The organism is Turicibacter sanguinis (genome assembly GCF_013046825.1).
GTDB classification, from domain to species: Bacteria; Bacillota_I; Bacilli_A; order MOL361; family Turicibacteraceae; genus Turicibacter; species Turicibacter sanguinis.
In genome coordinates this window covers 618817-634549 of sequence record NZ_CP053187.1, presented here as the reverse complement: position 1 = coordinate 634549, position 15733 = coordinate 618817, and the positions used below count along the sequence as shown (strand labels likewise).

Annotated in this window: 9 protein-coding genes; all 9 read left to right on the top strand. The window is 33.4% G+C overall.

Annotated features, from left to right (window positions below; all coding sequences use genetic code 11):
• The first annotated feature begins 4 nt into the window (after positions 1–4).
• The 9 genes from HLK68_RS03085 (at position 5) to HLK68_RS03045 (ending at position 15673) form a co-directional block, all read left to right on the top strand.
• Positions 5–502 carry a PilW family protein gene (locus HLK68_RS03085; protein ID WP_132942587.1) on the top strand — a complete coding sequence of 166 codons (498 nt, stop codon included), beginning with the start codon at positions 5–7 and terminating at the stop codon, positions 500–502.
• Positions 503–524: 22 nt separating this feature from the next.
• The gene (locus HLK68_RS03080; protein WP_132942586.1) at positions 525–5225 is read left to right on the top strand and encodes a DUF5057 domain-containing protein; all 4701 of its coding nucleotides are present in this window, start codon (positions 525–527) and stop codon (positions 5223–5225) included.
• A 93-nt stretch (positions 5226–5318) separates the two neighbouring features.
• On the top strand, positions 5319–6344 hold the full coding sequence (locus tag HLK68_RS03075) for a type IV pilus twitching motility protein PilT (protein ID WP_132942585.1): 1026 nt from the start codon (positions 5319–5321) through the stop codon (positions 6342–6344).
• Positions 6345–6394: 50 nt separating this feature from the next.
• A complete protein-coding gene (locus HLK68_RS03070; RefSeq protein WP_132942584.1) occupies positions 6395–7153 on the top strand; it encodes a prepilin peptidase in 759 nt (252 codons plus the stop codon).
• Between the two features lie 75 nt (positions 7154–7228).
• Positions 7229–8911 (top strand): hypothetical protein, encoded by a 1683-nt coding sequence (locus HLK68_RS03065; protein ID WP_129821614.1) that lies wholly within the window; start codon positions 7229–7231, stop codon positions 8909–8911.
• 138 nt (positions 8912–9049) lie between these two features.
• Positions 9050–10726: a hypothetical protein gene (locus tag HLK68_RS03060; RefSeq protein WP_006784572.1), complete on the top strand. Its 1677-nt coding sequence runs from the start codon at positions 9050–9052 to the stop codon at positions 10724–10726.
• Positions 10727–10862: 136 nt separating this feature from the next.
• Positions 10863–12251, top strand: coding sequence for an MBOAT family O-acyltransferase (locus HLK68_RS03055; protein WP_132942602.1), 1389 nt, complete (start codon positions 10863–10865; stop codon positions 12249–12251).
• Between the two features lie 12 nt (positions 12252–12263).
• Entirely contained in the window at positions 12264–13412 is a 1149-nt protein-coding gene (locus HLK68_RS03050; protein ID WP_132942583.1) for an alginate O-acetyltransferase AlgX-related protein, read from the top strand.
• A 2-nt stretch (positions 13413–13414) separates the two neighbouring features.
• Positions 13415–15673: a glycosyltransferase gene (locus tag HLK68_RS03045; protein ID WP_132942582.1), complete on the top strand. Its 2259-nt coding sequence runs from the start codon at positions 13415–13417 to the stop codon at positions 15671–15673.
• Positions 15674–15733: the final 60 nt, after the last annotated feature.

Here is a 15733-nt window from a genome sequence, read left to right as displayed (position 1 = left end):
AAAGATGAAGATGAAGATGAAAAAGAAGGGAATTACCCTTATTGAATTAGTTATGACAATGGCGATTTTAGGTATTATTATGGCAACGGTGACGATTGTATTTACCTCAAATTCAAATATTTTATCCAAGGTAGATATGAAGTCTGAATTACAGTTGGATGCACAAATGATCCAAGAACAATTATCGAAGGTTGCGCTTGAATGTAGTGGAGTGGTATCAAATGAATCAGATCAATTGATTTTACAGGATTCTTTGACGGAGAGTAATATTCATTTATTTGAATTAAATGAAAAGAGCTTAGTTTATAAAATGATTGAGATTGGAAGCAATGAGGAGCAAGTCACATTAAAAGAGAGAGTATTATCAAATTATGTTAATGGTATGAGTGTTGAGGTTAAAGGAACAATTATGAAATATCAAATTGAATTAAGTATGAAAAGTGGTAAAAATACGGAGAGTTTAGCGATTGAAAATCAAATTATATTTCGAAATATTAAATGACGGAGAGTGGGGAGATGAATAAATGAAATGTAGAAAAACCCCTAGTTTAACAAAGTATTTAAATTTAATATTAGTGGCTTCTTTATTATTGGGAACAGGAGTTTTAGAACCGCTCATTGCTTTAGCAGCTCAATTAGAAACAACAATAACAGAAGATGTAAAAGTTGGAATAGAAGAAATTATTTCGGAATCCAATGAAGGTGGCATAGATGAACAGGTATTAGAAGAAAATACAGTGGAGAATGATGAACTTCAAATTAATGAACTAGCAGAAACTTTATCTAGTAATATAACTCCACTTATAAATGTTGAATTAGTATCAGAAAGTATAGTTAGTGCTAAGCACGGTGATGAAATCGAAGTAACTTATCAGATAACACCTGAATCATTTTCTCAATCTAATTTTTCTAATACAGAAGATAAAAATATTGCTATTTTATTTGATGTTTCAAAAGACAATAAATATTTAGATAGTTATATGATGAATGCTTTAGACAATATGATAGCTAATCATTTCAAGAGTAATAAGGGGAAATTTGCTATTATACCTTATAGCGATACTGTAGAATTAAAAGTAGATGACCCTATCCATCCGAATGGATGGTATGATCAAATACATAATTTTATTCGTGGGTTAAAATCTAGTAACTCTAATGAAAGAAAGTTAGGGAGTGCTCTATCTACTGCTTCGAAATTTTTTGATTCATTGAGTAATGGTTATAGTAATCATATTGTAATAGTTACGATGGGAAATCCTACAGATTCATTGCCTAATTTAAATTTTAGCCAATACAATGTTGTAGTTTTAGCTGTCAATAGTTCAAATAATACAGTTGAGACAGATTATAAAGTGTTATATGAATGGTTTAACAAAATGAGCTCTACAAAAGATAATTATATTGTGGGGAAAAATGATGGGAATGAAATTAATAATACTTATGGAACAACAATAAAGGATAGAATAAACGGAGCGAGTATTCAGAATAATATTAATTCAACTTTGAATTTCGACTTAGGTAGTAAATTCTCACACGTAAGTGGATTGGAACATGTGAGTGGCACAACATATAAAATTAATGTTCCTCAAATTGAGTATCTACAGAAAAGTCAGAATAGTGATGGGACTTATAATTATGAAGCTAAACCGATAGAGGTTAAATTTACAGTGAGAGTAAATAGTCAGAGTACAGGAACTATTACATTTAATAATCCTGATTCTTCTGAAAGTAATTATTTTGTATATAATGATTTCAATGGAAATAAAGTTCCAAACATTAATATAGAGACACCTAGTGTCTATATTGGAGAAACTTATACGAATGATAGTATTAAAATTCTTGAGATTGAACCAGCTGATTATTTTCAATTAGGATCGAAAAAGGGGCTAACAACTGGGACGGAAGAGTTAACTATCAATGGTGAAAAAGTAGAGATTACAAGAATCACAATGCCAGAATTTATTGGAACAGTCGAAAAGATAAATGGTAAATATGATATTGTTGTGCTTGGAAGAATTGTTAATAAAAATTGGGGAACAGACTTGAATAAGCAAACTAAATATCAAGATTATAATTTTACAAGAACGGAATCATTTGAAGAAAATGATATTACAAATCGCAAAGCACAGGAAATTATTGATTTTATTGACTCTGGCCAATTAGTTTATATTGATAAAAATATTTTTGAAACTAGTATTAGTGACACTAAATTGTATCGAAATTTTGTAGACGTATCAGGTACTAATTTAATAAGAACAACTTCAGTGTCTGAATTATCAATTGAGAGAATTGTTCAATATTACAAGGACAATGTTTTAGTACAACAAAAGCAATTATTGTTACAGGTAACTGATGCAACAGCTTCCGATATCACATCTTCTAATCTTGATGTAGCTGATGGAGTTGCTGCTAATCGAACACGAAAGATGATTGTTAGCGCAACATCATTAAATAATAGTGTAGAAGAGATTTTAACTGAAGATGTTTCGATAAATTTATATTTAGATTTAAATGGCGACGGATTATATTCTGATGATGAAGTCGCTGTATCACGTGACAATTTAAAGACACCATTGAATGATTTAATTTTGCACTATAATATTCATCCTGATTTTTTAGGATTATTAAGTTGGAAATTAGAAGTGACTAAAGGGGATTCAAAAAACCCAATCAAAACATATGTAACAGGAGATATGAATTTTCATCGTTTACCAGATAGACCTAAAAAAGAAATTAATGTATTGCATCTTATTCCGCAGTCTAATTACGAGTCAGCAGATGAAAATGGTAATTTAGATAATAACGGAAGATATGAAGTGCTAGATTTGAGTAGAAATCCTAAATTTCAAACCTTATTAGATGATGTTGCTTTAAAAGATTATAATATCGAAGTTACGACTATAAGTGTTTCTAGATATAATCAGATTATGAATAAAACAGCTAATTTGTCATTATTTGAAGTAGGGATTAAAGAATTAAATGGTTATTATGATATGTTAATTCTTGGTTTTGGAGATTGTTATACAGGATGTGGTCCTACTTTTGGAATTAACGATGCAGGTGTTCAAAATATCTATGACTTTGTTGAAACAGGTCAAGGCTTAATGTTGACACATGACACACTGTTTTATCAAAGAGATACTAATATAGAGAATTCTAAAAATTCGATGCTTAATTTATTTAGAGGAATTTCAGGGCAATCACGGTATGGTTTGGGAAGTAATGGAGTATACACGGCATTAAAAGATTTAGATGGAAGTAATATTCCATTTGATCCCGATAAACCATCGATTACTAGTTTGAGTAAGTATTCAGGGTCTGCATCTGTATGGGCAGATACGGGGAGTATGGGAAATGTTTCGAAGGCTTCTAATATTTATGAAACCAATGCTGCATTGATAACTGAGTATCCTTTTAATTTAATTACAACAGGTAATACACTGAGAATCAGAACGACACATGCACAGTATTTACAATTAAATTTAGAGGATGAGGCAGTTATCCCTTGGTATACGTTATATGGGTCATCTGATAGTAGGATGAATCCATACGATGTTAGAAATAATTACTATACGTATTCACGAAACAATATTACTTTCTCCGGTACAGGAGAAAATAAACGCGAAAATGCTCCTTATCCAGATTTAGAAATGAAATTATTTGTTAATACGATCATTAAGGCAGAACGTGGAGCTAATCATGCGCCAACAGTGGAACTTGTTAATATTAGTAAGAGTACAGTTATTTCAAAACATCAAGGTGATTTAAGCTTTAGTGTTATTCCTTACGATATGGATTTAGATCAAATGAAGTTATCAATTGAGGTATTTGGATGCACAAATAACATCTGTTCTGATACATCAATTTTAGAACAAAAAGATTCAGAATTTGTTCGAGTTAATGGAGTAGGTGTAGACGTCGAGTTTGATATTAAAAATAAATTGACTAACTTTGATCAAATAAAAATTAAAGTTGTTGCAACTGATGAACATCATGCAAGTTCTCAAGCAGCTGAATTGGTAATTCAACTAACGAATCAAGCATTGCTAGATGTTTCTTTTACGGCTGATAAGATAGGATATTTAATTGGTGATGAGGCGGTAGTGACAGCAAATATTAAGGCGAATGGTGATAGTGCTAAGGATGGAATCTTCAGTTTATTAACTCCTATTTCTTCTTTAATTTCATTACAGTCATCGAGTGTTGGATTAACTAGCTTTAATTTTAATATTGGTCAAAATGAAACTTTAAATAAAACGTTCAAATTTATAGTTAATAACCATACGGATATTCAAACTGATAACAATAAAGCGGTAAATGTATCAGCTAATTATTCATACTGTTTAAACATTAATAGTCAATCTTGTGTGGAATTACCAGAAACCCCCGATACCAAAACAGCAGTTCTTAATGTTAAACGTGGGCAGATTATTGTTGAATTTAGCTCTAACGTAGCTACTTTATTTAATGATTATGAAGTTGCAATTCAACTTCTAGATAGTAATAAAAATATATTAACAACTCAAAGAGTTACGAATTCAAATAATGTTATTTTTGATGCTGTATCAAGTGGAGATTATTTCGTGAAAATAATTAAACCGGATACATTATCAGAAGATGATTATATATTACAATCTTTAACTGAATCATTGGTTAATTGGGAGACTTTGCATCCAGCATCTGTATCTTATACTGAAAATATTGAAAAATTAAGCTTTGAATTGAATCAAGTAAGATTTGACTTAGTACATGGTTTGTTTAAGTCTCAATCTAATAACCAAATTGTAATAGAACCTTCAATATATCAGAATCCGAAGCAAGTGACTGGAAATACACTAGTGAATTTTGCAGCGACTTATACGACAAAACACAGAAATAACGATGCCATATTAACAGTTAGTAATAAATTAAATAATTTTAAAAAAGACTCAATAAAAATTTATAAATTAGAGAAAGATACTAGTTCAGGTGCCTTAACTATAAAACCTTTTGTGGGTGCAATGGTTACTCAAGTTGAACAAGCGTATCATATTACTTTACCAGAAAATACGAATTCGGATGTTAAAGTGTTAATTTACTATACGGGATTAGTTGCAAATGAAGATATAAATTATTTAACCAATACTCTACAAGTTGGAGCAACAAATGAGGATGTTGTTATACGTGTAAATGAAGAGGTCATAATAACTCCAGACCCTAATTCATATCTTCCAGACTTGTTCTAATAAAAAAACAAAAAGCTACACAATATGTGTAGCTTTTTATTACAAAAATACAATTCAAATAGTTTTATATTTAGTAATTAAGGGAGAAAGTATATGCAATCAATTAATGAGATTTTAACGGAGGCGATTACGCTTAAAGCCTCAGATATTCATATTACAGTAGGGGTACCAGTGATGATTCGTTTAAGGGGAGAATTACGCCCCTTAAATGATGACGTCTTAGCACCGTCAATTGTGACAGCATTAGTACATGAAATTATTCCGCAAGATCATTTTGAAAGCTTTCAAGAAAATTATCAGCTAGATTTTTCTCATAGTATTCCGGGGGTTTCACGTTTTCGTGTAAATGCTTATTATCAACGTGGCCAAATGGCACTGGCTATTCGACCGATTCCAAATAAAATTCCTACATTTGAAGAACTTGAGTTACCTCCTATTTTAAAAGCTTTTATGGATAAACCACGCGGGCTTGTGTTAGTAACTGGTCCTACAGGTTCAGGTAAATCAACCACGTTAGCTGCCATGATTAATTATGTGAATCAAAACGCCCATAAGCATATTATTACGCTTGAAGATCCGATTGAGTTTCAGCATAAACATAATAAATGTGTGATTAATCAAAGGGAAATTGGATCAGATGTGAAGGATTTTAATTCTGCATTACGTGTTGCCCTTCGCCAGGATCCAGATATTATTTTAGTGGGGGAGATGCGTGATTTAGAAACTATACAAATTGCTTTAACAGCAGCTGAAACAGGTCATTTAGTGATTGGAACGCTACATACTTCATCAGCTGCTTCAACGATTGAACGTATTATTAATGTTTTCCCAGCAGAGAAGCAAACTCAAATTCGTATGCAGTTAGCTGGAAGTCTAGTTGGGGTAGTAGCGCAGCGTCTATTTAAGCGTCAAGATAGTGATGGTCGTAAAGCTGTGTGTGAGATTATGGTCAATACTCCTGCTATCGCAAATTTAATCCGTCAAGAAAAAGTTTATCAAATTCCAAGTGTCATCCAAACGAGTAAAGAGATGGGGATGCAAACCATGGAAATGGCAATTAAAGAACAGATGATGTATGGGGTCATTGGAATGGAAGATGCAAAAGCATATTTAGAATAAAAAGAAGTGGTAGAGAAGTAGCGTATAGTATGATGAAAGGAGGTTTTCGTTTGTTTTACTTATTACTTTTATTTTTGGGAGCTGCTCTTGGGTCCTTTTACCACGTCGTGGGTTACCGGATGCCAATCGGAGAAAACTGGGTGAGCGACCGTTCGAGATGTCCGGGGTGTGGACATCAACTGACAGCTATTGAATTAATGCCGATTCTCTCATATATCATTCAGGGTGGAAAATGTCGTGAATGTCAGATGCACATTAAGCCGATTTATTTATTATCAGAAATCGTAGCGGGACTTCTATTTGTGTTCCCGGTTTGGTTTTATGGTTTTGAAGGATTTGAAACAGGACATATTTTTGTTGCGTGGGCCTTTCTCTCAATGCTAATCATCATCACCGTGTCGGACATTTATTATCAATTGATTCTTGATAAGGTGTTGCTGTTTTGGGGAGCTATCATCGTTTTTTTATATGTGCTTTATCCACAACTCGATTTGATGAGTGCTTTGGTAAGTGGAGTCGTTGGTTTTTTGACACTTTACGTCATTGGATTACTCGGACAACTTTTATTTAAGAAAGAGGCACTAGGTGGTGGAGACATCAAACTTTATGCTGTCGTTGGTTTTGTTCTTGGGATAGCACCAACCTTTTTATCTATTTTTATCGCGTCAGTTATTGCTTTAAGTTATATTTTATTATTTATGAAAGATAAAGCAAAAGTCATTGGGTTCGGGCCATTTATTGCAATGGCCTCGTATATTTGTTTGTTTTATGGGCAGTCGTTATTAGATTGGTATTTTAATTTATTTTAGAAAAGGAAAGTCATTTGACTTTCTTTTTTGAATTGGATAAAATAGGTTTTTGTTTTATAGCAGGAGGTTTAGAGAATGAATTTTCTAACAAAAAGATTGAATGTAGGGTTATTAGTATTTTTAGTTGCAGCTGTTGGATTGAGTTGCTTTGGATTATTTATGAATGACTTGCCAAAGGGACATGATTTATCGTTTCATTTAGCGAGAATTGAATCGTTATCTGAAGGGATCCGATTTGGAGAGTTACCGGTTCGAATTTATCCACATTATTTTAAAGGGTACGGATATGCAAATGGTCTTATGTATCCCGATTTATTTTTATATCCCGCTGCCTTTCTTTGTTTAACAGGGATAGGTGTCATTTGGGCATATAAAGGCTTGATTTTAGTGTGTACAATTTTGACTGCTATTTTTATGTATCGTACGCTAATAAAGATTACCCGTCAGGAGTGGGCATCAAGACTTGGGATGCTTCTTTATACGGTATCGTTATACCGAGTTGTTGATGTTTGGACAAGAGCAGCACTGGGAGAAGTGCTAGCGTTTATGTTTATTCCATTTGTTTTACTAGGAATTTACTATATCTTTTTTGATGATGACCGACAATGGTATGAGTTAACGATTGGATTTACAGGAATTTTCTTATCTCATTTACTGAGCGGAGCTATGTGGTCATCTGTTATGGTTGTGATTTGTATTGTGTTTATTCCAAAGATGATTAAAGAACCTAGACGATTATGGAATTTAATTAAAGCAACAGGAATGACGATTTTGTTAGTTAGTTTTTTCCTATTTCCAATGTTTGAACAGTTAATGGACCAAAAACTTAAAATGTCTGAAGATATTGCGTATTATTTAGGTGATTCTGTTTTACCATTAAAGGCTATTTTTTTAGATTCAAAAATTGAAGGTCATCCTAATGAGTGGTTTCCTGGTGGAATTGGATTTTCAGTAATGGGGATTATTGCGATAGGTTTGGCAGCACAGATTCAAGAAATTCCTAAAAAATTATCAGTTGTTGCCTGGGGAAGTGTCATCATTAGTCTTGTTGTATTAGTGATGATGAGTGATATTTTCCCATGGTATGAAGTTTTAAAGTATGCTAAAGTCTTTGAAAGTCTTCAGTTTGTGTGGCGATTATTAATGATAGCAACGTCATTATTAGTTTTAGCTTTTGCTATTTTTTATTCATATTCAACGAGCTATGCTAAAGTGTTAGGGATTTTAACGGTAATCCTTAGTGTCATAGTTGGGGTAGAAGCGCAAATTGAAACGTTGAGATATATGACGAAAGTAGATTCAAGTCTTTTAGTTCGCGAGGAGATATCAGAGTATGCAGTTAATGATCGTGATTATCCGGTTGGAAATTCTGAATATGTCCCTTTAAAAACTAATATTATCAATATGTATGGACTTGAAAATCGATATCGTGTAAATCAAGAAATTGAATACAAAACAAAACAAGAGGGGACAACGATTACCATTGAATTCGAAGGGCAGACTCAACCAGACTTACAAGTTGAAGTGCCGCTACTTTATTACAAGGGTTATGGTGCTAAACTAGAGGGTCGATCACTTGAAGTGATATCAGGTAGCAATGGAGCTGTTAGTTTTGTTATTCCAGAAGTTGTAGAAAATGGAATAGTTGTGGTTTCCTACGAAGGAACAACATTACAACATATAACGCTTGGTATTAGTATTATTAGTTTCATTGTTTTTATTGTAATTATAGGCCGTTCCAAACTTAAAAAAATATAAAACAAAGGGGGCTCCTAAGGGAGATCTCTTTATTTTATTATTAGAGAAGGGAAGTCGAAAGACTTTCCTTTTTCCGTATATAATGTTCAAAAAGTGGAAATATAAGGAGGACTGTTTTTTTAGGAGGCTTGTTTTTTCATGAAGAAATTCAATATAGGTTTGTGGATTTTTTTATTGCTCGCCATTTGTTTAAGTTGTTTTGGATTACTTAACGAAACGATTCCCGGCGGGCATGATTTAATTTTTCATTTATCACGAATCGAAGCTATCTCAAAAGGATTACAATTTGGTGAATTTCCGGTGCGAATTTATCCAGATTACTTTTATGGTTATGGTTACGCAAATGGAATCATGTATCCCGATTTGTTTTTATATCCCGCTGCTTTATTGTGTTTAGTCGGTGTTGATGTTATTTTAGCTTATAAAATCATGATTTTAGTTTATACTGCACTGACTGCCATATTTATATATCGTGCTTTAATTAAAATCACGCATCATGAGTGGGCATCACGACTTGGAATGCTGCTTTATACCGTGTCTTTATATCGCATTGTGGATGTGTGGACACGAGCTGCACTCGGTGAAGTTTTAGCGTTTATGTTTATTCCGTTTATCCTTCTTGGAATTTACTATATCTTTTTTGATGATGAGAGAAAATGGTATGAGCTAACTATTGGATTTAGTGGTGTTTTTTTATCGCATTTACTGAGTGGTTCGATGTGGTGTGAAGTTATGGTGGCGATTTGTTTATTCTCGATTATTAAATTATTTAGACATCGAAAGCGATTATGGAGCTTGATTAAAGCGACTATGATGTCCATCTTATTGGTTAGTTATTGTTTGTTTCCAATGTTTGAGCTGTTAATGAATCAAAAATTTAGGGTATCTGACAACTCAAATTATGATTTGAATTGGTTATTTTCATTAAAGGATGTGTTTTTAACGTATTCGATTAGTGGATCTCCTGATGATTGGTTTCCAGGTGGAGTAGGGATTTCTATTATTGGGATTGTCTTACTCGGCATGTTAGCACAACGTCAAGAAGCCACTCAAAGGCAAAAAAATGTAGCCTGGATAGGAGTTATCATTAGTTTTATGGTATTAATCATGACAAGTCATTTGTTTCCGTGGCATTTTGTTTTGAAATATATCCCGATTTTTGCTCGTCTTCAGTTTCCATGGCGATTATTAATGATTGCGACGTCTTTTTTAACGTTGGCTTTTGCCTTGTTTTACTCGTTATCAAGTCAAATTGGAAAGATTCTAGGTATCATTATTGTAGCGTGGAGTGTGTGGCTTGGGGTTCAAGCTGAGTATGAAACGATTAATTATTATGATCCAATTCTAGTGGATCCTTTAGCGAGAACCGATACCTCATCAAATTCGATTACAGATCGCCATTATACGGTTGGAAATGGGGAGTATATTCCTCTTGAGACAGATAATGATTTGATGATCGAACGTGAGAATCAGTACTTTGTTAATCAGGATATTGATTATGTTGCGAATCAAGTGGGGACGACGATTACGATTAAATTTAGTGGACAAACACAGCCTGATTTAGAGATTAAGGTCCCATTACTTTATTACAAAGGATATGGGGCGAAATTGAATGACGAATCTTTAGAGGTTGGGAGTGGAGACAATGGAGTCGTTCGTGTCATTGTTCGAGATATTGTAGGCGAAGGGATGATTGTGGTTTCATACGAAGGAACGATCCTACAAAAGGTCACTTTGGTTGTGAGTATTTGTAGCCTAATTGGTTTTATAGGCATTATTTTATTTTCAAAATCTAGAAAAAGACATTCTTTTTAATGAAAGAATGTCTTTTTAATGGATGAAATAGTTTGGTGAATGTTTTACCCAAATAGATGGACTGCCAATCTTTAATAAAGTCTTTTTATCACATACTACTTGTAAAGGGTAGTTAGGTAAAGCGAGGTTTTGAATGATGTTATTCTCATCTACAATCTTTTTATTTGCATTTTTGCCCTTCTTTTGGATCGGGTATTTTTTATTAAAACCATTTCGCCGAGCTGGTAATGTCTTTTTATTAATTGTTAGTCTTTTATTCTATGCTTTTGGAGAGCCTATTTTTGTTTGGTTGATGATCACTTCCATCGTCGTTAATTATTTTTTAGGCTTGTGGTCGGAGAAGGTAGAGCACGGATCTAAAGCAGGTAAGTGGCTCATGTTTTGGATGCTTTTATATAACATCGGTATTTTATTTGTCTTTAAGTACTTAGGACCAACGATGATGTTCATTAATACGCAAGGAAATTATCAGTTACCGATTCCTGATTTTTTATTACCGATTGGAATTTCATTTTTTACGTTTCAAAGTATTTCTTATGTTGTGGATATTTATCGGAAAAATGCTAAGGCCCAGCATAATATTTTAAATGTTGGGTTGTATATTTCATTCTTTCCACAGCTCATAGCAGGACCTATTGTTCGTTATAATACCATTGCTTGGGAAATCGAAAATCGTCGAGAAAATTGGAATGATTTCAGTACGGGAATGAACCGATTTGTGATTGGATTAGCAAAAAAAGTATTGTTATCTAATACGATTGCAATTGTGGCCGATCGTGCGTTTTTACAGGTTAATGATGGATTGTCATTGGTGTTTGCATGGGTAGGTGCTATAGCTTATGGACTTCAGATTTACTATGACTTTAGTGGTTATTCGGATATGGCAATTGGACTCGGGTTGATGCTTGGCTTTCATTTTGATGAGAACTTTAACTTTCCATATATCGCACAATCTGTTTCTGAATTTTGGCGTCGTTGGCATATCTCCCTCGGTCAATGGTTTAGAGATTATGTCTATTTCCCACTCGGAGGTTCCCGTGTTAGTAACCCGGATATATTGATTCGTAATTTATTTGTGGTTTGGTTATTAACTGGTATTTGGCATGGAGCAAAGGAGACCTTTATTGTATGGGGACTTTGGTTTTTTATTTTTATTTTAATTGAGAAGCTATTTCCTTTCACGAAGTGGATGCGAAAAAAAGGTCGAGTTTGGCCAAGAGTTTATACGCTATTGGTCGTATTGTTTGGGTGGGTTTTATTTCGATCGAATAGTATGACCGACGCTTTTTCATACTTTGGTTCCATGCTTAATCCATTAAAATCTCACTTCTTGATTTCACAGGATTTAATGTATCTAAAAGAGTATGGGCTTTTTTTAATGGCGGGATTAATTTTTGCGGTTCCACTAAAACCTATTAAGGGAATGAAGTGGATCTCTCCCATTGCAATGTGGTTATTGTTCATGATTAGTGTTACTTATTTAGTTAAGGGAACGTATAATCCATTTATTTATTTTAATTTTTAGGAGGTGAATAGGATGAAGGTAAAGTCAGTGACGACTAGTGTATTGATGGTTTCAATTTTAGGGATGAGTGCACTCAATATCTTTCATCTGATTCAGATACCGAAGGAGGTTGAACTCGATAATCCTACACAACTTGAAGCTTACTTTAATGAGAATTTTATTGGGAAGATTCAGTTTGTAGATTTTTATGGAGTGATTCAAAAATGGATGGGAAAAAATGAGGTAGATAATTTTGATGTGATCCGAGATGAACAGGGAAAATTACATTTTTCCTATTTTTCAAAAGGACCTAATGATATGAGTGAGATTAATCAAGAAATGAAAAATTTTAAAAATTATCTGGATTTGTATGCTGTGGATGTAGCATTTATTATGCCACCGGATAAAGTTATTAAGGGTTATACGACCTTTAGTAAAGGATTACCTTATAACTATGCAAATGAGGGAGCAGATGAATTTTTAAGAAAGTTGTCTGAAGATAAGATTGATTATCTCGATTTACGAGAGGGTATTTTACAAAGTGGGATCGAACCGTCTGATTTATTTTTTGATACTGATCACCACTGGACACCAAGGACTGCCTTTTGGGGATTTACACAGGTTGTCTCATTTTTGAATGAGCGATATGGTTTGGAGTTAGATGAAGGTTATACGGACTTAAATCAGTATGAACAGATTAGTTATCCTCAATCATTTCTGGGTTCTTTAGGAAAACGAATCGGTTATGGTTATGCAGGAATGGATGATTTTATAGTCATTAAGCCAATGTTTGAAACGAATTTAACTTATACTTGGGATGGGAATATGGTAACAGGTACATTTGATGAAACCGTTCTTCAAACCCATTGGTTATCTGAGGATCTAGGGATAGAGGCCGACCATTATATGGTTTATTTAGGTGGAAATTATGGAGAAGTAAGGATTAAAAATAATTTATATGAGAATGGTCCTAAAATTTTAATGATTAAAGATTCCTTTATGTTACCATTGGCTGCTTTTTTATCCACAACGGTTGGTGAAATGAAACTCATTGACTTACGTTATTATGAAGGTGGCTCACTGTATGAATTAGTTCCGATGTATCAGCCAGATATTGTTTTAGTTTCAGTCAGTCCTTCAAATTTAGTTCCTGAATTTTTTAACTTTTCGAAAGGAGAGTAACGATGGAAACAAAAAAAATAAGAAGCCATCGAAAGTGGCTGTTATTTTATGTTTTATTTTCAACAGTGTACTTTATTTGGCGAATTTTTTTTACGATTCCGATTGGATACGGATGGTTTTCTATTAGTTGCGGACTTATTTTGTTAATTGTTGAGTTACTAGGGATGAGTGAATGTTTTATTCATTTCTTAAATGTAACTAAACTGATTGTGCCCGTAAAACCGGAAGTGGTAGATAAAGAGCTTTATCCACATGTTGATGTTTATATTGCTACATATAATGAACCCGAGGAACTGTTATATAAAACCATTATAGGATGTAAGAATATGGCGTATCCGGATTTATCAAAGGTTCATATCTATATACTAGATGATGGACATCGTCCGAATGTTAAACAGTTAGCCAAGCATTTAGGTGTACATTATATAAGTAGAGTGGATAATGAACACGCAAAGGCAGGGAATTTAAATCATGCAGTAAGCCTTACAACATCCCCTTATGTGGTGACACTAGATGCAGATATGATACCGATGAAGCATTTTTTACTTGAGAGTATTCCATTTTTCATTGAAAATGAGCAAAAACGTCAGTTAGAACGTGAAAGAGGGATTGAAGAAAAGAATTTAAGCCAAAAGCTTGGATTTATTCAGCTTCCGCAGGTGTTTTATAACCCAGACATTTTCCAATATTATTTATTCTCTGAAGATCGGATTCCGAATGAACAGGATTATTTTTATCGAGATATTCAACTTGGAAAAAATGAAAGTAACTCTGTTATTTATGGTGGAAGTAACACCATTTTATCAAGAGAGGCCTTAAATGAAATAGGGGGATTCGTCACAGGAATTATCACCGAAGATATTGCCACGGGGATGTTGATTCAAAGTAAAGGATATCTTTCATATGCGGTAGATTCCATTCAAGCATCTGGATTATCACCACATGATTTAGAGGGGATTTTGAAACAACGTAATCGTTGGGCCCGTGGATGTATTCAAACATTTCGTCGTTACTGTCCATTACTTTTAAAAGGACTAACATGGAAACAACGCATCAACTATACAAATGCGATTTTTTATTGGTATAACTGTTTAAAGCGAATCATTTATTTGTCGGCACCGATTATGTTTACAGTCTTTAATGTGGTCGTTGTCAAAGCAAACTTAATTCAAGTCATTGTTTTTTGGTTGCCAATGTATGTCATGATTAGAATGACACTTCGTCGCTTTTCGGGAAATGTTCGAAGTATTAAGTGGACGAATGTTTATGAAATTATTATGATGCCCTCTTTAATTCCAGCTGTTTTATTAGAGTCAATCGGTTTAAGTATGAAAAAATTTGAAGTTACACGTAAGGATAAACAAGTCGTTCATAAAAATTCTGATATTTTAAAGCTGGCTATTCCTCATTTTATTTTACTAGCATTGACATTCATTGGAATGATCCGTTCATTTTATCATTTGTTTTTAGGCGATGGAAGTGAATACGTCATTGCTTTATTTTGGTTAGCGACAAATAGTTATGGATTATTAATGGCATTATTCTTTGTTTTAGGTCGCCCTGTCTATCGGATGAGCGATCGATTTAAAATTGAGACGGATGTAACTATTGAAGTGGACCATGAATTAAAATCGTTAAAAACCTATGATATTTCAGAAAAAGGAATTGCTGTACAATCAGATTTTCCATACTTGATTCCAAGTGATCAGATTTATCCGATTAGTTTAACTCGAGAAGACTATCAGGCTTCATTTAAAGGGAAATTAATTCGTGTGGATTCAGATGACACCTATCGGTATGTTTTTGAAGTAAATGAAATATCTGAAGAAAATTATCAGGAATTAATTAAGATTTTATATGATCGTGTCCCGCATTTACCGAGCGAAATTGTGGATAAAAGTATCTATAATGATATTGAACGAAATATTAGATTTCGACGTCAAAAAAATCGTCAGTTTTCAAGAACATTGCCTCGAGTCGATTTGAATTTAGAGGTGGTGAGCACACAAAATGATCACTTGAATATTGAAAATTTTAATTATCATTATTTCTTAGTTAAAGGAAAGCACGGGTTTACTGAAGTTGAAATCCCATTGTTAACTCATCCACAGATTATGTTAAGATGTCAGTTTAAACAAATCATTGAGCGTCAGATTGAAGAACAAGAATTAGAATTTTCACTGTTTGAAATCTTAAATTATCAAGACATTCCTTTATCAATATGGAATGAAGAAGTGAAGATGTGGTTAACAAAGGCATAGTAAAAGCCCAGGTCATTTTGCCTGGGCTATCTTTTAATGGATAAGTGTTAAAATTTTTGA

What these genes read in the sequence shown, in the direction of transcription:
- HLK68_RS03085 (WP_132942587.1), top strand. Translation starts at nt 5, where the DNA reads ATGAAGATGAAGATGAAAAAGAAGGGAATTACCCTTATTGAATTAGTT.
- HLK68_RS03080 (WP_132942586.1), top strand. Translation starts at nt 525, where the DNA reads ATGAAATGTAGAAAAACCCCTAGTTTAACAAAGTATTTAAATTTAATA.
- HLK68_RS03075 (WP_132942585.1), top strand. Translation starts at nt 5,319, where the DNA reads ATGCAATCAATTAATGAGATTTTAACGGAGGCGATTACGCTTAAAGCC.
- HLK68_RS03065 (WP_129821614.1), top strand. Translation starts at nt 7,229, where the DNA reads ATGAATTTTCTAACAAAAAGATTGAATGTAGGGTTATTAGTATTTTTA.
- HLK68_RS03060 (WP_006784572.1), top strand. Translation starts at nt 9,050, where the DNA reads ATGAAGAAATTCAATATAGGTTTGTGGATTTTTTTATTGCTCGCCATT.
- HLK68_RS03055 (WP_132942602.1), top strand. Translation starts at nt 10,863, where the DNA reads ATGTTATTCTCATCTACAATCTTTTTATTTGCATTTTTGCCCTTCTTT.
- HLK68_RS03050 (WP_132942583.1), top strand. Translation starts at nt 12,264, where the DNA reads ATGAAGGTAAAGTCAGTGACGACTAGTGTATTGATGGTTTCAATTTTA.
- HLK68_RS03045 (WP_132942582.1), top strand. Translation starts at nt 13,415, where the DNA reads ATGGAAACAAAAAAAATAAGAAGCCATCGAAAGTGGCTGTTATTTTAT.